Below are 20327 nucleotides of genomic sequence, written 5' to 3'. Positions count from 1 at the left end.
AATTAGTCCTTCGGCCCGTTGCTTGGAGTAGGAACGACAAGATTTACGTCACCTTTTTCTCCGTTTTTTTGCACCTGAAGTTTTAATTTAAATGCTTTAACATTCGCCTTGTCTGGAATTTCAGGGCTATATCCTTCGTTAAATACGAAATTCGAATTTTCCACCTTGTTCAACTCCAAATTGCTAATAGCAAGTTTCCCCTTCGATGCTAAAGGAGAATAAAAGGCAAAGGTAAAAGCAAGGCACATATTTTTCTTATCATTCTTGACTGAAAAACGCATAACTCGTTTACTATTAGCAAAACCATCAACAGGGGGATAGAATGTGAAATCCGGCAACTCCGGATCCATTTGACCATCCATATTGCGAAAGCCAACAGTCATATGATCCATTTCTGGAGAAAAAGAACGGATCTTATTTTCATCCAAGAACGGAACCTTGAAAGACAACTCGTAATCTACTTGTGCGTCCAAGTTAACCGGAGTGCATACTGTATTCCAAGAAGAGGACAAAGCAAGTTCTCCGGTTCCACCGACAACAAAAACCTGGACCGCCTTCTTTGTTTCCAAAGCTTGCTCGCGATCTTTATCGTAGTTCGTAACAAAATCAGAAAGAGTCACAATAGAGCCACCCCTCTCCGGCATTCTATTCACCGAGAAGAAAGTTTCACCTTCAAGTCTCGGAAACAGTCTAAAAGAATGATCTGCTACATTAACTGGAGACGGCAGCAAGCGAGGATAGCTACCTGTAGAGCCTCCATATTCGCTATTCAAGACAGCCGGTCTTGCCGGGATAACATTAAACAAAGCCACGTCATCCAACATTTCCACAGATGCCGGATTTGACTCAGGGCACGTTTCCGGTGCAGACGGGAGCCTGCTTTTATCGCGGTCAATCGTCTTGCATGTACGGAAAAGTTGCTTGTTGCGTTTGAACCAGGCGACTTCCTCGATAGAGAGAAAACGCCCCTGCGAATCGTAGTTCATACGTCGGAGAATCAGGGAATCACCATTTATGCGGAAAGACGAGGAATCGCCGTTCTCGGCATCCATGTAAACCATGTTCGACTTGAAAAACACATCCGACGCAGAACCCTCTCCGGACTCCTTCGCACTCTTCGCGCCCATCTGGGCAACATCTTCTTGTATGAGCATCCCGGCTTCTTCGACAGTTGCATTGGCCTTGATCATGCTCTCGGTGCGGACTCGCATCTTGGTGCTGTTGCTGAACGCCTGCCCCGCTACGATGACCACCACACCGACAATCCCGATGTAGACCATGAGTTCAACTAGGGTAAAGCCGGATTTTTTCATCTTACCACGCTAGATACATTGACGGATTGTTCTGACCCCTTGAAGTTCCACGAAACCTTGACGTCCACCTGCTTGGCGTACACATGTTCAACGTTCTCGTAGTTGGACTTTGTCGTAGCCTTGTATTCGTTGGCATTGCCTACGGTCACGTCGGCCTTGTAAGTCACAGTGGATGTACCACCCGGACCGCGTTCCCAGGACTTGACGATGTTGTCTTTGCTAAACGACGCGATGGATGCCACACCGACGGTCTTGAGGGAATCGATGATGTTCTGCGCCACCTCGACGGCGCCGTCGCGGCCGCGGATTCTGAGGAGCGCTTCGCGGTTGCCGACCTGCATGTGCAGGAGGGCGAGATATAAAAAGCCGAGTACGGCGGCAGAGATGAGCACTTCGACGATACCGAAGCCGGACAAGTTGCCAAATATTTTTCTGCGTAAATCTTTCATAAGGCTACAGGTCCGTCCAAGAATTGCCGCGATCGTAAGAGACTTGCGGGATAATGTTGTTCTTTTCTTTTTTCTTGAGCGCACGGGCCTTCTTTTCGCCGCCACTGTATTTAACAACGATACACCCCTGTACCGGAGCCGCACTCAAGCCGAACTTGGGTTCGAAGGTGACTCCATTGTACCAGCTGGAGGAGCAATCTTTATGAGTCGCATTCTCAAAAGAGAGCGCTTTCTCCAGGGTGTGATGGCTAATGGCTGTTCCAGAACAAGAGGCGCCTTTATATGCGGAAATTGTATTTCCGTTGGCTTTGACACAAACCTTGCTAGATAGCCGGTTTGCCTCGCTGGCCACACGCTCCAGGTAAGCGGTGACATTCAACGCAGCGTCACGGACACGGTTGTTCACGATGGCCGCATGCAGGCTCGCGACACCCATCGTAGACAAAATACCCATGATGGACACCACCACGAGCAGCTCAACCATTGTGAAGCCTTTTTTCATCTCTATAGAATGTTTCATATGTATACCCTATTTCTCCTAAGTGATTATGTGTCACAAAGTAAGAAATATCGCAGACATCTCCTGGACATGTAAGAAAAGGGAGCTCACTTTTCGGAAGTAAGCTCACCCTACCTACATAGCTCTAATATAAGTAATTATATCGATGACATCAAGTGATTATGTTAACATTTTCTTACTCTTGACATTTCGTAAATATTTTTTAACACAAATAACGCGTAAAATGATGGCGGACCGAAGCCCGCCATATCGTGTTAAATGGGTTGTTGGCGCGTTGGCCAGCTGTTTTTACTTTTTCTTCTTCTTGAGGCCCAGGGTGCCCTGCTTGTATTCGTGGATGCAGGTCACGGCAGCCATCTTGCAAGGCGTGGAGTTATCGTAGTACACCACGCGGTCGTTACGGAAGAGTTCCATCACGAGGTTCTTGAAGTCTGCGCTGGTGCCCTTCATGAACACGCGATCGTAGAAGATGTCCATGTCGCGGGTAACGACCGTAATCTTCACGTCGCCACTGTACTGCCCGACCTTGCCCTGGATATGCAGGCCATACGGAATTTCGGTGACCTTCAGGTGCTGGAGACTCTTGGGAACCTCATAGCTGAGATCGGCCCATGTGGCGGCCTTGCCTTCGTCGCGGAGGTGGAACCACGGGGTAAGATCCTCGGTGTTCTCGCCGAGAGAGGCTTCGATGGCCTCGTTCAAGCTGACAAGGTAGCTATCACGGATGAGGGCGAGTTCTTCCTTGAGAATGGTGAAGTTATCGGGGGGTTCCGACCCGTCGTCAACGGCAAAAGCCGGAACAAAAGACGCAAGGCACACGGCCAATGCAAAAAAGAGGGAGGTTGTTTTTTTCATAAATTAAAAGTTAACAAAATTTGCTATATTTTCAAGGCAACTCACTGCTGCCCAGGTGGTGGAATGGTAGACACTGGGGACTTAAAATCCCTTGGGGGCAACCTCGTGCGGGTTCAAGTCCCGCCCCGGGCATTAAAAACAAAGGTTTTTCGTAAAATTTCGAGTAAAACATGATAGAATTCTACCCCAACAGCATTTACTACCCCCGCGAGGCGGTAGAAGAAAAGCTCGCCAAGGGCGAACTCGACAAGACAGAGAAACACCTGATGGGCTGGACCGAGCGCCACCGCGGCGAAATCTGGGACTGCGCCCGTGACGATGCAGAGAACCCTACCGACGAAATCCTGCTCGATAACCTGCGCGCCCTGCTCCTGTGCAAGGGTTCCCTGCAACCTGCCGCCGAGATGGGCGACATGATCAAGGAAATCAAGAAGGAAGTCTGGTACAGGAACGAGAAGGAACACGAAGCTGCCGAAGAAGTAGCCGAAGAATGGCGTGCCAAGTACCTGGTGAAGTGGCGCGAAGCCCGCATGTTCGAAGCCTTCATCCTCATCGAGAAGCGCGCCGCCGAACTGCTCAAGATTCTGAGGGACTAGCCCCCGCCGTCAGGGCCGGTTATTGTATTCCGCTAACCAGCGGACCGGGAACCAGAATTCCGTTATTCCACCCACGCTGCGCGGGTAAACCCAGTACGTCCTGATGTGGTGGATGAGTTTCCACTTGAAATCATCGTCGTTGGTACTGCAATACAGTATTTCAGGGTAATCGATGTGCCCCGTAGAATCAATCGTCAGCTTTAAGCCGACAAGCACATCCTCGTCGTTGGTGCGGAAATGCTGGGTGGCGAGCCAGTGCAACCCGGCGGCCCTCCCCTGCAGGGACTTGCCCAATTTGAGTACGTCACGGCCGGCACTATTTTCCAGCACGTACAGTTCGTCGACATCGGGCATGAGGACTCGCCCACGGTAATAGGAGTGCGGCACGAACTCCTCCACCTCCTCCATGACCATCTTGGTCTTGGCAGGGGCATAGCGCGGTGGTGTCGTGATAAGGCCATAGGCGATGACCAGGAACACCAAAGCGAACAGGACGACAGGCAAGTCTCTCTTGATCATTTTGCCTCCCTACTCTATCGCCTTCACACAGAGCTGGATAGTCTTCTTGTCGTTGTAGTAGTTCCACGTAGGTTCAAAGACTATGGACAGGGGTTTGTTCTTGCCGACAAGCACCTTGTTCTTGCGTAGGCCAAAACCGATGGCGGAGTATGCCGGGCTCCCGGCCTGGGAAATTTCCATTTGCAGGTGGCCGCCGCGCAGTTCGCGCACACGGTGCACCTTGACTCCCTCGGCGCGGAACACCGGATAAGGGAAGTTGCCGCCGAACGGCTCCATCAATTCGAAATAGTCGAGCACGGTGTGCGCCTTCGGGCGCGACAACGACGGGGCCACGGAAAGTTCACGCAGCGCGACCTCGATGTCGAAACGGTGGGCTTCGTCCACCTCGGGGGCGCCGCCGGTGTAGCCCTGCTCACGGGCGGCGGCTTCCAGCCGCTCCCGGAGTTCGTCAATCTTTGTCGCGGCAAGCGAAAAGCCTGCGGCATTCGCATGGCCGCCCCAGCGTTCGAACAAGTCGCGCACGTCGAAAAGGGCCTTGTGCCAATTAAAACCGGGAACGGCGCGGGCACTCGCATGCGCCATGCCGTCGATAATCGACAGCACCGCTGCGGGTCTGTGGAATTCCTGGGCGAGTTTCGCAGAAACAATACCGATAACGCCCACGTGCCAGTTTTCGCCCGCCACCACGATGACCTCGGGAACCTTTTCGCCGTACTGTTCGCGCACATTCTTGAGTGCCATCTCGGTAATCTCGGATTCCTTCTGCTTGCGGCGGGCGTTCCAATTCTTGAGTTCCGAAAGCAACGCCATTGCTTCGGTCTTACTTGTGCTCAACAACAACTTCAGTGCCGGGTCGGGCCGTTCCATACGGCCAGGCGCATTGAGGAGTGGCGCATACTTGTACATCACGTCGATGCCGCCCACACTGCTCGCGGACTTCATGAGCGAACTGTACATGGCCTGCAATCCCGGCCACTCGCTATTGCGCAAGTGTTCAAGACCAATCTTGGTGAAGCGTCTGTTTTCTGGAGTCATCTGCACAAGGTCGGCCAAAGTACCCAAGGCGACCAAGTCGAGATACCGCGTCGGCACGGGCCGGCCAAGCTTTGCAAACAGGGCACATACAAACTTGTACGAAACACCGACACCGCAGAGTTCTGGGTTCGGATAAGCGTCGCCCTCCTGGTGCGGGTCGAGCAGTACATCGCACTGCGGCAGTCCATCACCGCTGGGCTGATGGTGATCCATGACCATGACCCGCATCCCCAGTTCCTTGGCGTGGGCAATTTCTGCATTCGCCGTGATGCCTGTATCCACTGTAATCAGGTTACGCGCACCGGCCTCATACATTTCGTCGACAGCGCTGACAGACAACCCATACCCATCGCCAAAGCGGTTGGGCAGGCGCCACTGCGTCGCGATGCCGATTTCGGCAAGCGCCTTGCTGAGCAGCGTCACCGAGGTCATGCCGTCCAAGTCGTAGTCGCCAAAGATGAAAATTTCTTCCCCGCTCTTCTGGACATCCAAAAGCCATTCAACGGCCACCCCCATGCCCTTCATGAGCATCGGGTCTGCGATGTCGCTGTCGCTGCCATACAGGAACTTGTATGCATCGGCCACGTTCTTCACGCCACGCGACACGAGGAACCGGGCCACCAGGTGCGGCACCTTGAGTTCGCGAGCGAGCGTCGAGGCGACAAGTTCTTCCATCACTTGGCCCCCTCGAATAGTTTTACCGCAAGGGCCTGGATGCACACACGCGGCGATGTACGGCGGCTCGCGATGCGCGACATAGTCTCCTGCACGTCCACCAGGGCGAGGTCCACGGCATTCGCATCGATCTGCGGATAACGTGACGTATCGACCTTGGCCGTCGTGTCGGCGATGCGGAGCGGAGCTCCGGCCATGCTACGGGCCATATCGGCCAGCAAGAACGACACCACCTCCAAAAAGCGGTTCGCGACGGCGGCATCCTCGATGCCCGCATCTTCCAAATCAAAGAACAAGTCGGTGTAATCGCCCGAAAGGGAAAGGTTCACGAACCTAGCTGACAGGTCGAGCCAAGCAGAAGCATGCTGCGCGTAATACATGGCCTTGCCGGGGGAACCCACAGAAAGCCCAACCACGTCGTCGGTGACGGCGGACTCGTCGTAGTCGTCGTGCGCATACTCCACCGCAATGTTGCGAACTTCGTCGTCGGTCAGTGGCAAAAGGTGCAAGGCGAGGCAGCGGCTGCGGATGGTCTGCAACAAACGTTCGCGGCTGCTGGTCGTCAAAATAAAGTAGGTGTCCGGCGGGACTTCCTCAAGTGTCTTGAGGAAGGCGTTCGCAGCGGAATCATTCATGCGATCCGCTTCCGCGACAATAATCGTGCGAACGCGGTCGCCCTTGAGGGCGAATCCCGCCGTCATGTTGCGTATAAGGTCCACCGTTATACCCGCAGCGGCGCTGAACACGTCGATGCGGTAAGGGTTCTTCACAATTTCTTCGATGTAGGCTTGCTTGTAATCCTGGATTGTCTTCGCGGTGCTCCCCGCCGACACGTCGGATGCGCTCCTGGCAGAGGATTCCTTGGATTCCATGGGAACGACCCAACCATCGGTATTGCCCGGGTCGGCCGCCATCTTGCAGCCGAAGCAATGCCCACAAGGCCTGGATTCCCCAGCGCTACACTGTAGTGCCTTCGCAATTTCCATCGCGAGCGCCTTCTTGCCTATGCCTACCGGCCCATCGATAAGAATCGCCTGCGGGAACCGGTTTTCACGGAGCGCAGCCATAAGACGGATGCGTTGCCGGTTCTGCGATGATGGGCCGTTCAAGCGATATTCAATCATTTCTGTTTCAACCATTCAAGAGGGTCCACGGTCTGTGTACCCTCGCTAACTTGGAAATACAATTTAATTCCATTTAAAGAAGCGATGTCACCGACGATGCCGATTTCTTCGCAATTCTGTACCGTTTTTCCCTCCTGCACACGGATGCTCTGGAGGTGCCCGTACACGGAATATGTTCCGCCCTCGTGCTCGATAATTACAGACGGACCGCGCCCGTCAATTTCTGCAACCATGGCCACAGTACCTGCCGCTGCAGCACGCACAGCAGAGCCCTTCTTGCCACGGATTTCCACACCGAGGTTACGCGTGGTGATATGCAATACCGGATGTTCCTGCAAGCCGTACTGGCTTATGACTTCGCCCTTGAGCGGCATGCACTTGGGGCCTGTCACCGGAGTCGTCACGGCGACCTGCGGTTTCTTCACAACCTTCTCTTCCTTCTCGGGCTTGCCGCCCTTGCCCTTCTTGGCCTTGGCTGCCTTCTCTTTCCTCTTACGTTCTTCTTCGGCCTTCTTCGCCGCCTCAATTTCCTTCTTGCGCTTTTCTTCGAGTTTCTTGATGAGGGCCTGCATCGTCTTCTGGTTGCGTTCAAATTCTTGCAGCGCCTTCTTCTGCATGTTCTTGTCTTGCTTGAGCGAGAGGAGCATTTTTTCTTGGCCACTCATCTGGGTCACGAGGCCCTTCTCCTCTTGGGCCTTGCGGCTACGCATCCTGTTCAAATCTTCCAAGTGCCCTTGTTCCGTCTTCTTCATCTCGTCGCGTTCTTCCATCATGCGCGAAAGCATCAGCACCTGTTCACGGTCCTCGTTGAGGATGTGGTGCACCCAGTACACCTGGCGGTCAGGGTTACCTTTCTGCGAAAGGAGGTTATACAAAACAAGGGCTTCGCTCTGCCGGCCATTCACGTAGAGGCTGCGGATTCTGCGCCTCATGGCCTCCTTGCGTTCGACAATTTTGCGGTCAAGCGAATCGATATCGGCGGCAAGCCGCACCACGGCACCCTGCACCATGGCCTCGCTCTTCGCCAGTTCGGCAATGTAGGTACGGGTCTGGTTGAGGTTCTGGTCCAAAAGCGAAATCGTGTTGAGGACGCCCTTCTCCTCGCTTTCAAGCATCGCCAGTTCCTGGCGTTTTTTGGCGAGGTCTCCTTCGAGTTTCTTGAGAGCCTGCTTCTGCTCCTTGATTTGCGCATCGGTCTTCTTGGGTGCAGCAAGCGGAAAACAGACCAACAAGCACAGAAGAATCGTGAACAGGCGCATGGGTTTCTATTCCTGCTCGTTGCGTTTAATCTTGAGGAACCCGCGAACCGTGTGGAAGCTGAAATAGGTCGAGAGGGAAGATACCGCAAGTACGACGAGGAACAAAATCCCGCCAAACCCGTCGACATAGCTACCGACAATCGGGAACGATTCCGTGAAGGCATCCACGACCATCCAAAGGACAATCACCGCCGAAACACTCCCGAACAAGCCCTGTGCAAGGCCTTCCAGCACAAAGGGGAACTGGATAAAGAACGTACTGCCACCCGCATACTTCATGTTCTCGACAAGCAACTTGCGCGAAAGCAGGGAAAGTCGCACCGAATTACAAATGATGAGCGAAAGCGTCACAAGCAAAAGGACGCATATCGTCACGGGCCAGAACACCATCTTGAACTTCCATTCGGCGATACGGTTTACCCAGTCCACGGGGGCCTGCACCTCCTCGAACACTCCGTCTCTCGCAATGGACTTGCGCACCTCGATGAGGTCAATCGGAGTCTTGCTCCTGTCGTCTAGCTTGATGCGGAAAAACGGCGGGATGGGATTGTCGTCCACCAGGTCGAGCATGTCTCCCGAGAAATGCCTCCGGAAGTCGGCCAAGGCACTGTCGGCGCTCACGTACTCGACGCTGTCCACGTGCTTCATGTGCATAAGCCGCGAACGCACTGCCGCCACGGAATCGTCCGGAATGGGCCCCGGCAAAAACGCCTCGATAGCGTAAAGCGACTTTTCGGTGTCGATGACGCGCATCGCGCCCCCAAGGAACAGCGAAGACGCCGCCAGCAACAGCGAGCAGAGGAATATCGTCACAAGGGAGGGCAAGATAACCGTGCGGTGCTGCTTCCATCCCCTGAAGGATTCCGATACTAAATAACCTAATTGACCTAACACAAAGCGAATAATAACTAAATTTAAAGGAGTCATTTAGGGGCGAACATGAAACACATCGCATTAAAGATTACAGCCTTCCTCTTCGGGATTGCCCTCTGGTTCTATGTCATCTCGCTGAAAAATTTCCAGCTCGAGATAGAAGCCCCCATCATCCTCTCCAAGCTCCCAGAAACGCTCGCCATCGCCTCGAGGCCGCCGCAGAGCATGCCTATCACCGTAGAAGGCAGGCCGTTCGACCTCATCCGTATGCGCGCCCAGGAAACAAAGGCCGCAAGCATTGTCGTCGACCTGCACGATATCGAACTCGGCAGCCACCGCGTACACATTGGTTCCAAGAACTACTCCTCCCCGAACTTTCCGAACATCCATTACGTGGACTCCGACGAAAGGCTCAGCTTTATTGACCTCGACATCGACACGCGCATCGTCCGTAACGTTCCCATCAAGTCGAACGTGACTTTCCGGCCCGCCAGCGGTTATATCATCACCAGCGACCCGGTGCTCAACCCCGAAGGCCTCAACGTGTCCGGTGCACGCAACGCACTCATGCGCATCTTCGAAGTGCCCACCGATTCCATCCGCTACGATTCCGTCAAGGCACCCGGCCGGTACACGGTGCCACTCCGCTTTGACCAGTTACCCGCTTACGTTGCACCGAACGATTCTGCAATCGAGATTTCTATCGACGTCCAAAAGGTTACAAACAAAGTATTCAAAAGCATTCCTGTCCACCTGATTGGCCGTTACGACAAGAACGAGGTGAGCCTCGTGCCAAGCACCGTCGAGGTGGAAATCACCGGCGGCGAAAAAATTCTGGACACGCTCAAGGCCGAAGCGCTTGACCTGTTCGTCGAAATTAACCGGTTCACCATCGAAGACGTGGATAGCCTACCACCCACCGTAAGGCTCATACTCGACAAGAGCATCAACACCGACATGAGCATCAAGGGCATCCAGATCAAGCCCGACAAAGTGCGCCTGCAGAGGAAGATCCTGCAACCCACCACCGGAACGGAATCCGATTCCACGCAGCCATCGAAGCCCACCGTATTCACGATGGACGACCTCGAAGAGGAGGGCAAATAGTGCTCTGGCTCGGAATTGAATCCAGCTGCGACGAGACCGCCTGCGCCGTACTGCAAGATGAACCTCTCCAGGTGCTTTCGAACCCGCTCTATAGCCAAATCGACGAGCATGCGCTTTACGGAGGCGTTGTCCCCGAAATTGCGGCAAGGGCCCATCTGCAAAAGATTGCGCCCATTGCCGAAGCCGCCGTCAAAGAGGCGGGAATTTCGCTCAAGGATATCGACGCAATCGCCTACACCACGGGCCCCGGGCTCATGGGACCGCTACTCGTCGGCGCAAGCTTCGCCAAGGGGCTTTCCCGCGACCTAGGAATCCCGGCATACGGCATGAACCACCTCGAAGGCCATCTCGCGGCCGCCTGGCTCAGCAACCCCGATATCGAGCCGCCTTTCCTCACGCTCACGGTCTCGGGCGGGCACACGGAACTCATCCTGGAAGAACCCGGATTCAAGTACACAAGCATCGGCCGCACCCGCGACGACGCCGCCGGCGAAGCTTTCGACAAGTGCGGCAAGCTCATCGGCCTCAAGTACCCCGCGGGAGCGACCATCAGCAAACTGGCCCAGGGGCACAACCGCAAGTTCGTAGACTTTCCGCGCGCACTGCATGTCCGCAACAACTGCGAATTTTCGTTCAGCGGTCTCAAGACGGCTGTGCTCCGCTACACGGAAACTCACGAGCCCGACTTTATCAAGGTCCACCTCGGCGACATCTGCGCTTCGCTTGAAGACGCCATCGTCGACAGCCTCGTGGAAAAGACTATCACGGCCCTCAAGTTGACCAAAATGAAGACGCTCGTCGTCGGAGGCGGCGTGAGCGCGAACGCATGGCTGCGCACACGCCTGCAAGACTACTGCAACCGTCACGGCATCCGATTCTGCATCCCCGACAGGAGCCTCAGCACCGACAACGGGGCAATGATTGCCGCCGCGGCCATCCGCCGCAACCGGCGGGGACTGCTCAAGTCTATCGACACCGTGAAACCTTGGATGCCGCTCGCCCCGTAAAGGGCCTCCCTCCCCCTTTTTCGCCCTAATTTCTTCAAAATCCCGTATTTTTACTCACAGATTTCGAAATTTATGCGAAATACAAAAAAATATTCTACTACCATGCTCTTGTAAAAATTATATTATACATGTATGAGACGCTGGGGTTACCATAAGCATTTTGAGCACCGGAGAACAAGCCGGTGCATTTTTGGCGTTTTTGCATTTTGCGCATTCCTTGCATTCCCTGCTGCCGCCCAAGACCTGAACAAGAAAGTCAACGATGTAGATGTTTTCCGCCCCGAGAAACGCGAGACTAGAGTTGAGCTCGTCGATTCCAGCAAGAGCAATTCCATCAAATTGAATGTTGACATCTTCGGTAGCCTGGATGTGCAATCCTACTACATCTTGTGGGACGAAGTAGACCTTTCTGAAGACATCAAGAAATTGATGACCACCCGCGACTTCGCCCGCGACGAGTTCTTCATGCAGAACATCGACCGCGAGCAGTTCGAACAGGAACGCCTACTGCAACTCTTTGAAGACAAGAAGCGCGAATACTTCAACATCTTCCCCGAAGAGGCGCTCAAGATGCTCGAAGACGAGCGCAAAGACGACGACTAGCCGGAACCGCAGATGGAAGCACACAAATTCCATGACTGGCAGGTATTCGGCTTTGACAGCGCACCGGCAAGACTCTTTGACGAAATCGGCAGCACGCACACACACATGAAGGAACAGGCCCGCGAAGGGCTAATTCCGCCGGGCACCCTCTTTGTCGCAAATTCGCAGAGCGCAGGGCGCGGACGGCACGAGAGAACCTGGAGTTCGCCTGTCGGCAAGAACCTCTACTTCAACATCCTCATTCCGCTCGAAGGCATTCCCCCGAAGCGCTTTGCGCAGATTACCCAAGTCGCAGCACTCACGTTCGCCGAGGTATTCACCGGAATGCAGGAACAGCCCGCAAGCGACGGCACAAAGATTACCGTCAAGTGGCCTAACGACATCCTTTACGGCAAAAGCAAGTTCTGCGGGATCCTCTCCGAAATAGTCTATATCCCGGCCAGCACGGTCAACAACTCGCACGGCAGGACCGTCCCCGCTCTTTCCATGGGCGTCGGCATCAACGTGAACAGCGACCCGGAAGACTACGCAGAACTCAACCGCGAAATCACGACGCTCAAGGCGATTCTCGGATTCGAAGTCGACCGCGAAAAACTGCTCAAGGCCCTTATCGGGAGCCTGGAACGCGCAGTGAAGCAGTTCACGGCATTCGGCATTACCCCGTGGGTTAACGCTTGGCGCAAGATGGACAAGTTCATCGGGGCGCCGGGCACGATTATCGAGTTGGACATGAGCGGGCAACCCATCCGCAAACACGGCAAAATCCTCGACATGCAAGAAGACGGCAGCCTCAAATTTGAATGTGACGACGGGACAATCGAAACCGTCTACAGCGCGGATTTGGAAATTTAGGGACTATTTTTTACGTTTGAAGAACATACTGCCGACAAGCGAGACGGCAAGTACTACAATCATCGCCGTGAGGGCCGTATCGGCGGCTTCCCTGTTCTCGCCGGCAAGGCCAGTCTCGATGAGGACAACAAGTACGAGCGCGATGACGGCGGCAGTGGAGCCCATGCGTTCAAACATCTTGATTTTGTCTTCGGTAGTAAAGGGCTTTTTAATAAAGGGCATTGACGTCGCCTCCCATGCAAATCCACACGATGAGCCCTGCCATCACGAGCACGCTGATGGCGACGTTCGCCAAGAAAAAGTCGCGATTCATGGCATCCAGGTCATCGGATTTTCTGAATAAATGAATATAAAGAACTGCTGCGGCCATGAGGCCCGACACAATCCACCAAGGCAATCCCATGTTCCAGACAAAGCCGAACGCTCCACATAGAGCGAGCATGGCGATGTGGCTCCAGAAAGCAATCTGCAAGGCACGCTTGCGGCCAAAGCGGGCGGGCACCGAATGTAGCCCCATCGCACGGTCGATTTCTTCGTCCTGCGTCGCATAGATAATGTCGAAACCGCCCATCCAGAGCATGAGAATCACAAGCAGGAATATCGGGAACACGGCAAACTCGCCGCGAATGGCAATCCAGGCGCCGAGCGGGCTCATTCCGATGGCGAAGCCGAGGAACCAGTGGCAAAGCCACGAGAAGCGCTTCCAGTACGAATACGAGAGCAGCAAAAGCCACACCGGAAGCGCGAGCGCGCCCGCGATGGGCTGCAGCAAAAAGGCGAACAACACGAACAGCAATCCGTTGACGGCGAGGAACGCGATGACCGAAGCCTTGCTCAGGCGCCCATCCGGCAAATGGCGTTTTGCAGTGCGCGGGTTCTTCGCATCGATATCGGCATCGGCAATGCGGTTGAAACTCATCGCGCTGTTGCGGGCAGTCACCATGCAGCCCACGATGAGCAAGACAATCCGCGCAGTCTCGGCAGCAGTCATACCACGGAAACCGTTTGCCGCCACCCACATGGAACCGAGGGCAAAAGGCATCGCGAACAGCGAGTGGCTGAAGCGAACGAGATGGCCGAATTCGAGGATTTTGTGGAGCATGAAGAAAAGTGGTTAGTGGTTGGTGGTTAGTGGTTAGGGATTTGGGGTTAGGGGGTTCCCCACGGTTTGACGATTTCGGCACAGTCCGCAGCAGAACCCGCACCCAAGTGCTTGAGGACTTTTGCGACAACGGTATCCACAAGGTCTTCGATGGAGGCTGGCTTGCTGTAGAACTGCGGCGAAGCAGGAATCACCACGGCACCGGCGCGAGTCACCCGTTCCATATTTTCGAGGTGAATCAAGTTGTACGGCATCTCGCGGGGTACAATTACCAACGGGCGGCGCTCCTTGAGGCACACGTCCGCGCTGCGCACCAGCAAATTGTCCGAAGTTCCCGCAGCAATGCGCCCGAGCGTTCCCATGGAACACGGCACCACGGCCATGCCCGCATAGTCGGCAGAACCGCTCGCACATTCCGCAAAAAAATCGTCCACATTGAACACGCTATCGACATAATCAAAAAGCGCCTTTTGCCCTTCGTATTCCACGACTTCGCGGCCCGGCGCCGTCACAATCAGCGACACATCATGCCCGAGGCGTTTCAAGTGCATCGCCGTGCGCGTGGCGTAAATGGCCCCGCTAGCGCCAGTCACCCCAAGAATATAGCGGTTCACGCTTCACCTCCCGCCGGCACAGACTTCCGGCGTAAAAGCACGCGGTACGCCACCCCGAAAAAGCAGGGTTTCACATGCACGAGCTCAAAGCCGTTCTTCTCTGCCAAGGCAACAAAGTCCGCCACAGGCAAAAAACGGATAATCGAATTCACCAAATATTCATACGCATCCCGCTTGCTAAAGAACGCACCGAGCACCGGGATGAACAAGGGCGCAAGCCTCTTGTAGAAAAACTTGTTGAACACATTCCGTGGCGAAAAAAATTCAAGCACCTGCAAATAACCGCCATCCGAAAGGACGCGAGCGGATTCCCGCAAGCCGCCTTCTGCATTAGGGAGATTACGCATTCCAAATCCGTTCAAAATTACATCAAACGAACCGTCGGCAAAAGGCATCTTCATTGCATCGAGTTGCACAGGTACAGCCGACGTTTTCTTGCCCGCGGCCCCCTTCAGCATGCCGTACGAAAAATCACCCAGAATGGCGACATCCTGTACACCGTTGAATTTCTCGTAAGTCGCCGCGAAGTCACCCGTCCCACCACAAAGGTCGAGCAAACGCTTGCCCGGTTTTATGCGTTTCAGCTCGCGGCAGCAGTTCCTGCGCCAAAGAATATCCTGGCAGCCGCTCAACGCATGATTCAAGAAATCATAGCGGTTTGCAATTTCGTCGAACATTTTGCGCACAGGGCTCTTCATGCCACAAATTTAGAAATATACCTAGCGCAAGCCACGCACAAAAAACAAAAGCGCGGACTTAAAAGCCCGCGCGAAAAATTTTGCTAAAAAACAATCTTACTTGAAGCTAGCTGTAATCGTCAAACCATCCGTAATCGTTGCACGGCAGGTTTCCGGCTTGCCTTCTACGGCTTCGCAGCCCGACCAGCTCTTGAACACGGCACCATTCGTTGGCACGGCGGTCAGTTCCATCTGCATTCCATTGAAGAATTCGCCAGAATAGTTCGTAGGCGAGCTCGTTCCCGGCAGATTCATGCCTTCCATGAGCACAGAGCCATCACCATCGGCTTTAATCTTGACCGACACAAGTTTGGCATCTCCATCATCCTTGAAGAATTCGCCCTTGTAGAGGCTGACAACTTCACCATCGCGAGATCTTGCCCATTCCTTGAGACGATCACCCTTCCAGTCGAATCCGCCTGGATAGTACATTTCATTCTGCTTGAATTTTTCAAGGTCCCTATCCTTTTCGGACGACGGAATGGTAGCGACCATCTGGTCGACGACCTTGCTCACATTATTACCATTCAAGTAGCCTTTCCACATAGCGCAGCTGCGGTTGATGAACAGGCGCTTGAAATCGGGGTTCTTGATAAGCTGGATGTACAGGTTGGCAAAGCAGCCGGTTTCCTTACAGAGGTGCTTACCGCCACCCTGCTTGATCCAGGTAAACATGTTAGTCCCGTCATTGAACTTTTCGCTATTCGGGTCTTCAACACCCCACTGCCAGCCAAAGCCATGGTCCAAGTCATAGACCATGAACTTCCAGGGCTGTTCCGGACTGCGCCAAGCGCGAACGTTGTTGTTCGGCCAGTCACCGTTGTGGATGTAGATTTCGGCAGCCATGTAGTCGGCGAAGTTACCCACATCAATCAATTTCTTCGCTTCTTCGTATTTGGCGTTATTTTCACCAGAGAAATCGTTCGTACCGATGAACTGGAGCATCTGTGCGTAAGCATCCGTAGTGCCGCCATTGGCATGCAAGCTGTCGTTCAGGTGCTTGACCATGTCAACCGTCTTGCTGTCAATGCCGTAGTTAGATTCGACATAGCTCTCGTTGAAGCGTTCACGCATGTCGTGGATGCCGTAGTAACGGCCGTTATAGAACACGACCACCTGACGGCTATGCTGATAATCCACACCGCTGCCGTTCAAGATTTCCCCACCCATAGCATCTTCAATGTAGTCGCTCACGAAGCGGTTACCATTGTTGCGGAGGTTGAAAGCCTTGTACTTGGTGACATTCGGGTTCGTCGGGAACAGCGGGTAGTTGATGCGCCCATTCTGGTACTTTTCACGCATCACAATGGCAACAGACTTCTTGTCCTTGACACGGCTCCAGTTACCCATGAGCGAAATGCCAGCATCGATTTCCCAAGTTTTTTCCTTAGAATCGCTGCCCTTCTCGAAATATTCCACATGGACCGGACGTTCCACGTCGGCATACATGCCTCTCGGACATTCATCAGGATCAGAAGCTTCGCACTTGACGTAATTCTCCCTGAAGAAGGCGGAGTCCACAGTCACAGCGACCACCGGCATCTTGACCTGTTCGTTGATGAAGTACGTGTTGGTGACGATTTCCTTCGTCAAGTAACCTTCCTTGTAAGCGGCGCAGCGCAGCACCATGCTATGGTCGATGACCATGTCGCTGTTAAATTCTTCGGAATCCTTGGTGGGAAGGGAACCGTTCTTGGTGCAACGAATCTTGGTACCATCGGAAACTTTCGGTTTCTTCAAAGTAACCGTGGAGTTGTAGAAGCCGGCCTTCGCAGAGCCAAAATCAAACTTGGGAACGACACCCTGATAAGCTTCGGCTTCCGTGTTCGGGGCTTCGGGAGTGGGCTTGCTCATGTATCTCCAGAGACCGCCATCGATACGGCCCCAGCTCATGCCCGGTTCAAGCACCGGGAACTGGACTGTATCGCGAACCTGGTAATACTTGTCGATCAAGTAGATGGAGCCACCATTCTTGTCAAGCTTCCAGTTGGTGTGCGTACGATAATGACGGTCACCGACATCCTTGGCTTCGGATGCCTTCGGAATGTTCTTTTTGGAGATGAACACATTGCGGAATGACTTAGGACGGATAACCTCGTTACTGAAAGCCCACTTGCGGGTTTTGTCGTAACTTTCAACAAGGTAATAACCGTTCAGGTCCGCGACTTCATCGCCGGCATTATAGATTTCAACCCATGCGGGATCATCGCCGTCTTCGTCAAGCCAGTCCAGGTTAACCGAAACAACTTCGGTTATACGCAATGCGGACTTACCCACCCAGTGAACGACCGTATCCCTAGGAACGTACACGATTTTTGTTTTCCAAATAGTATCACCCTGTTCAGTGATATCTTCAATGGTCAAATGGACTTCTGGGTCCTTGATTTCAACGACCTTATTCACTTCGCCAGTCTTGGGATCTACAACTTCGGTAGTATCGATCCTTGGCGGAAGATTATCCGGATTACTCGGATTACTCGGTAAATTGGAATCGGAAGAGGTAGGTTGTGTTACGTCCTCGCTTTCAGAATTCCCGCAAGCCAGCAAGAAACCAGCGACAGCCCCAACAGTCATTAGATTTCGAATCATTTTAAAGTAACGCACAATATCCACCTATAAAATAAAGAAACCATTCCACACGTTGCCGTGCAGAAACAGCCCAATTCAATTCATCCACTACTAAATCTAGTAGAAAATGAAGAAAAAATGAAAAAACATTGGTAATATCTTCTTTACACCTTGACAAGGAACACATTTTTGCTAAATTTGGTCTACCCAAATGGTTCTGTAGCTCAGTTGGTAGAGCAGTGGACTGAAAATCCACGTGTCGGCGGTTCAATTCCGCCCGGGACCACGAAAAGCCTCCGGTAACGGAGGCTTTTTTTTACCCAAAATTTACATGGTACGGCTGGTCTAGAAAAGCCCCGCTTTTGTAAGCAATCTACAGGCACAAAAAAAGGCCCTTAGGGCCTAGATTCGCCTGTTACGGTATCCAGAGTAGAAAAGTTCCCAATGATCCAGAAGGACATCCACCAGTTCCGGTTGGAACTGCGTTCCACGCTGTTTGATGAACTCGGCGCGCACGTCCTCTTCGGGCCAAGCTTCTTTGTAGCAACGCGGGCAAGACAAGGCGTCCAGCACGTCGGCTACAGCGCAGATACGGCCAGAAAGCGGGATATCCTCGCCCTTCAGCCCGTCGGGGTAGCCCGTGCCGTCCCAGCGTTCGTGGTGGGTCCCGGCAATCTCGGCGGCAAAGCGTAGCAATTTGCGCTTAGAAGCACGCAGCATCTCGCGCCCAATGACGGAATGCGTCTTCATGACAGCGAACTCCGTCGTGTTGAGGCGGCCCGGCTTGTTGAGCACCGCATCGGGGATGCCGATCTTGCCCAAGTCGTGCAGAGGCGCCGCAAGGCGAATCTTCTGGCAATAGGATTCCGGCAGGCCCATGAACTTCGCCAGGTTGTAAGAAACCTCGGCAACACGTTGGATGTGGTCGCCCGTCTCCTGACTGCGGTACTCGGACGCATCACCCAAAATATGGATGATATCCCTCTGGGTGGCTTCCAGTTCGGCATTGAGCATCGTGGATTCCACAGTCTTTGCGGAATACACGGCGATAAGCGAAAGGTTTTCTAAATCCTTCGGAGTGAAATACCCCGGTTCTCCCTGTTTGTTGATGGCCTGATAAACCCCCATGACCTTCCCGACAGAATTCTTGAGGGGGACGGCCAGCACGGACTTCGTGTGGTAGTGCGTCTTCTCGTCGCTGCGGCGGTCGAACCGCTCATCGTTGTACGCATCTTCCACAAGCAAGGACTCACCCGTCGTCATACAATGCCCGGCAAAGCCCGCTTCCATCGGGATGCGGAGTTCGTCGACACCATGGGCGACCTTGGTCCACAGTTCGCGTTTTTCCTTATCCAAAAGCCACAGGGAACAGCGGTCAGAGCGTACGATGGAACGCCCCAAATCGTTCATGAGCACAAGGAGACTGTCCACCTTGCGTTCCGAAGCAATCTTGGGCATATACTCAAAAAGCAGATGAAGAATCCGCTGAGAGTCGTCCATTTCGTTTTTGTGCTCTTCCGTAGCCATCACCTTAAAAGTATAAAACTTTTCAGCAAAATGGTTTACCTGTTGACACGGAAGATAAACTTTTTTACCTTACACTCGCCTGGAGGAATAGGCTAATTGGTAAGTCAGCGGTCTTGAAAACCGCCGCCGTAAGGCTTGGGGGTTCGAGTCCCTCTTCCTCCGCTAAAAAAGAGTCGGTTTACGCCGGCTCTTTTTTTATTGCTAAGCACCGTAAAATTCCTGCATGTCTGCAGCATAGTCGGCCGCCGCCGTGACCGGCTGATCGTAAAGCAAGGTAAAGACTTTAACAGGCAACGGGAAATTTCGCCCAAGAGCGCTCAGACAGGAGAACGTGGTCGCCCCCGTGGTGAACACGTCGTCTACCACGAAAACCGTCCCACGGGGCGGCAAACGCGCAGGCAACGCCCTTTCGAAGGCGCCTGCCACATTCCATTCGCGTTGCGAGCGCGACAGTTTGGTCTGCGATACCCGAAACGTCCTACGTCGGAGCCAGCGGCACACACGGCCGCCGTACAGCTCGGCAAGTGCCCTCGCAATCATCTCGGCCTGGTTGTAGCCCCGCTCCCTGTAACGCGCCCTATGAAGCGGTACAGGCACAAAGAAAAACGGTCTCGGGAGCGTATCCACAGTCTGGTGAATTACGCCTCCCGGCATCGCCGACGAGTGGCGCACCAGAAAGCGAGCCATCCCAGGTATCGATTTGTACTTGAGCGAATGGATAAGGCGCCGCGTGAGCGAATCCATCGGGTAAAGGCAGAACACGTCGGGCGCAGGGAAACTCATCCCGAGCGACTCACGCTTCAGCCGGCGCTCGCAGTCCGGGCACAGCCACGGGTCCAGTGCATCCGAACTTTTGCCGCAACCGAGGCAATCCATACCAAAAACAAAATTTTCTATGGTCCTAAGAACACCCATATAAGGCCTCCTAAGGCTATAGACGTTTTTACGCGGGATTTTGTCCACCCCAAACGAAAAAAAACGGCAGACAGGCG

At 53.7% G+C, this 20327-nt stretch carries 21 protein-coding genes and 3 tRNA genes; 8 read left to right on the top strand and 16 right to left on the bottom strand.

From position 1 onward, the window contains the following. Positions 1–2 precede the first annotated feature (2 nt). From Q0Y46_RS01740 to Q0Y46_RS01725, 4 genes are all read right to left on the bottom strand, one after another. The gene (locus Q0Y46_RS01740) at positions 3–1313 is read right to left on the bottom strand and encodes a prepilin-type N-terminal cleavage/methylation domain-containing protein (RefSeq protein WP_297944159.1); all 1311 of its coding nucleotides are present in this window, start codon (positions 1311–1313) and stop codon (positions 3–5) included. Next, positions 1310–1729, bottom strand: a complete 420-nt coding sequence (locus Q0Y46_RS01735) for a type II secretion system protein (RefSeq protein ID WP_297944157.1) — start codon at positions 1727–1729, stop codon at positions 1310–1312. The genes Q0Y46_RS01740 and Q0Y46_RS01735 overlap by 4 nt, the downstream gene beginning before the upstream one ends. A 37-nt stretch (positions 1730–1766) precedes the next feature. Beyond that, positions 1767–2282 carry a type II secretion system protein gene (locus tag Q0Y46_RS01730; protein ID WP_295681922.1) on the bottom strand — a complete coding sequence of 172 codons (516 nt, stop codon included), beginning with the start codon at positions 2280–2282 and terminating at the stop codon, positions 1767–1769. A gap of 288 nt (positions 2283–2570) precedes the next feature. Then, positions 2571–3137: a hypothetical protein gene (locus Q0Y46_RS01725; RefSeq protein ID WP_295681919.1), complete on the bottom strand. Its 567-nt coding sequence runs from the start codon at positions 3135–3137 to the stop codon at positions 2571–2573. Between the two features lie 49 nt (positions 3138–3186). Here Q0Y46_RS01725 and Q0Y46_RS01720 point away from each other — a divergent pair. Together Q0Y46_RS01720 and Q0Y46_RS01715 are read left to right on the top strand one after the other, a co-directional pair. Next, positions 3187–3269: transfer RNA gene (locus tag Q0Y46_RS01720), tRNA-Leu, on the top strand. A gap of 38 nt (positions 3270–3307) precedes the next feature. After that, complete coding sequence (locus tag Q0Y46_RS01715) at positions 3308–3733, top strand: hypothetical protein (RefSeq protein ID WP_295681916.1); 426 nt, start codon at positions 3308–3310, stop codon at positions 3731–3733. A 9-nt stretch (positions 3734–3742) separates the two neighbouring features. Here the strand turns inward: Q0Y46_RS01715 and Q0Y46_RS01710 are convergent, their stop codons facing one another. Genes Q0Y46_RS01710 through Q0Y46_RS01690 form a run of 5 tightly spaced genes read right to left on the bottom strand, consistent with a single transcriptional unit; the run spans position 3743 to position 9158 of the window. Further along, a complete protein-coding gene (locus tag Q0Y46_RS01710) occupies positions 3743–4252 on the bottom strand; it encodes a hypothetical protein (RefSeq protein ID WP_297944153.1) in 510 nt (169 codons plus the stop codon). 9 nt (positions 4253–4261) lie between these two features. Beyond that, positions 4262–5962, bottom strand: coding sequence for a single-stranded-DNA-specific exonuclease RecJ (gene recJ, locus Q0Y46_RS01705; protein ID WP_297944149.1), 1701 nt, complete (start codon positions 5960–5962; stop codon positions 4262–4264). Next, the gene (locus Q0Y46_RS01700) at positions 5962–7101 is read right to left on the bottom strand and encodes an AAA family ATPase (RefSeq protein ID WP_297944146.1); all 1140 of its coding nucleotides are present in this window, start codon (positions 7099–7101) and stop codon (positions 5962–5964) included. The genes recJ and Q0Y46_RS01700 overlap by 1 nt, the downstream gene beginning before the upstream one ends. Next, entirely contained in the window at positions 7083–8345 is a 1263-nt protein-coding gene (locus tag Q0Y46_RS01695; RefSeq protein WP_295681906.1) for a peptidoglycan DD-metalloendopeptidase family protein, read from the bottom strand. The genes Q0Y46_RS01700 and Q0Y46_RS01695 overlap by 19 nt, the downstream gene beginning before the upstream one ends. 6 nt (positions 8346–8351) lie before the next feature. Beyond that, on the bottom strand, positions 8352–9158 hold the full coding sequence (locus Q0Y46_RS01690) for a permease-like cell division protein FtsX (protein WP_297944142.1): 807 nt from the start codon (positions 9156–9158) through the stop codon (positions 8352–8354). A 126-nt stretch (positions 9159–9284) separates the two neighbouring features. Here Q0Y46_RS01690 and Q0Y46_RS01685 point away from each other — a divergent pair, with 126 nt between their 5' ends. The 4 genes from Q0Y46_RS01685 (at position 9285) to Q0Y46_RS01670 (ending at position 12787) form a co-directional block, all read left to right on the top strand. Then, positions 9285–10325, top strand: a complete 1041-nt coding sequence (locus tag Q0Y46_RS01685; protein WP_297944139.1) for a hypothetical protein — start codon at positions 9285–9287, stop codon at positions 10323–10325. Continuing rightward, positions 10325–11332: a tRNA (adenosine(37)-N6)-threonylcarbamoyltransferase complex transferase subunit TsaD gene (tsaD, locus tag Q0Y46_RS01680; RefSeq protein WP_297944137.1), complete on the top strand. Its 1008-nt coding sequence runs from the start codon at positions 10325–10327 to the stop codon at positions 11330–11332. The genes Q0Y46_RS01685 and tsaD overlap by 1 nt, the downstream gene beginning before the upstream one ends. 132 nt (positions 11333–11464) lie before the next feature. Beyond that, on the top strand, positions 11465–11935 hold the full coding sequence (locus tag Q0Y46_RS01675; RefSeq protein ID WP_297944134.1) for a hypothetical protein: 471 nt from the start codon (positions 11465–11467) through the stop codon (positions 11933–11935). A gap of 12 nt (positions 11936–11947) precedes the next feature. Next, positions 11948–12787, top strand: a complete 840-nt coding sequence (locus Q0Y46_RS01670) for a biotin--[acetyl-CoA-carboxylase] ligase (RefSeq protein WP_295681896.1) — start codon at positions 11948–11950, stop codon at positions 12785–12787. A 3-nt stretch (positions 12788–12790) separates the two neighbouring features. Here Q0Y46_RS01670 and Q0Y46_RS01665 read toward each other — a convergent pair whose 3' ends face one another. The 5 genes from Q0Y46_RS01665 to Q0Y46_RS01645 form a co-directional block, all read right to left on the bottom strand. Continuing rightward, positions 12791–13009, bottom strand: a complete 219-nt coding sequence (locus Q0Y46_RS01665; RefSeq protein ID WP_290960354.1) for a hypothetical protein — start codon at positions 13007–13009, stop codon at positions 12791–12793. After that, a complete protein-coding gene (locus Q0Y46_RS01660) occupies positions 12996–13889 on the bottom strand; it encodes a UbiA-like polyprenyltransferase (RefSeq protein ID WP_297944131.1) in 894 nt (297 codons plus the stop codon). The genes Q0Y46_RS01665 and Q0Y46_RS01660 overlap by 14 nt, the downstream gene beginning before the upstream one ends. A 47-nt stretch (positions 13890–13936) precedes the next feature. Further along, positions 13937–14503 (bottom strand): UbiX family flavin prenyltransferase, encoded by a 567-nt coding sequence (locus tag Q0Y46_RS01655; protein WP_297944128.1) that lies wholly within the window; start codon positions 14501–14503, stop codon positions 13937–13939. Continuing rightward, positions 14500–15201 (bottom strand): ubiquinone/menaquinone biosynthesis methyltransferase, encoded by a 702-nt coding sequence (locus Q0Y46_RS01650; RefSeq protein ID WP_295681883.1) that lies wholly within the window; start codon positions 15199–15201, stop codon positions 14500–14502. The genes Q0Y46_RS01655 and Q0Y46_RS01650 overlap by 4 nt, the downstream gene beginning before the upstream one ends. Positions 15202–15297: 96 nt before the next feature. Continuing rightward, positions 15298–17829 (bottom strand): CotH kinase family protein, encoded by a 2532-nt coding sequence (locus Q0Y46_RS01645; protein ID WP_297944096.1) that lies wholly within the window; start codon positions 17827–17829, stop codon positions 15298–15300. Positions 17830–18021: 192 nt separating this feature from the next. Here Q0Y46_RS01645 and Q0Y46_RS01640 point away from each other — a divergent pair. Then, positions 18022–18094, top strand: a tRNA-Phe gene (locus Q0Y46_RS01640). 116 nt (positions 18095–18210) lie between these two features. Here the strand turns inward: Q0Y46_RS01640 and Q0Y46_RS01635 are convergent. Further along, positions 18211–19335 carry an HD domain-containing phosphohydrolase gene (locus tag Q0Y46_RS01635; protein WP_295681878.1) on the bottom strand — a complete coding sequence of 375 codons (1125 nt, stop codon included), beginning with the start codon at positions 19333–19335 and terminating at the stop codon, positions 18211–18213. Positions 19336–19416: 81 nt separating this feature from the next. Here Q0Y46_RS01635 and Q0Y46_RS01630 point away from each other — a divergent pair. Then, positions 19417–19497: transfer RNA gene (locus Q0Y46_RS01630), tRNA-Ser, on the top strand. 39 nt (positions 19498–19536) lie between these two features. Here Q0Y46_RS01630 and Q0Y46_RS01625 read toward each other — a convergent pair. Beyond that, positions 19537–20250 carry a ComF family protein gene (locus tag Q0Y46_RS01625; RefSeq protein ID WP_295681875.1) on the bottom strand — a complete coding sequence of 238 codons (714 nt, stop codon included), beginning with the start codon at positions 20248–20250 and terminating at the stop codon, positions 19537–19539. Positions 20251–20327 lie beyond the last annotated feature (77 nt).

The sequence above is a fragment of the uncultured Fibrobacter sp. genome (assembly GCF_947305105.1).
Classification (GTDB): domain Bacteria; phylum Fibrobacterota; class Fibrobacteria; order Fibrobacterales; family Fibrobacteraceae; genus Fibrobacter.
This window is presented reverse-complemented; position numbering and strand designations above follow the sequence as displayed.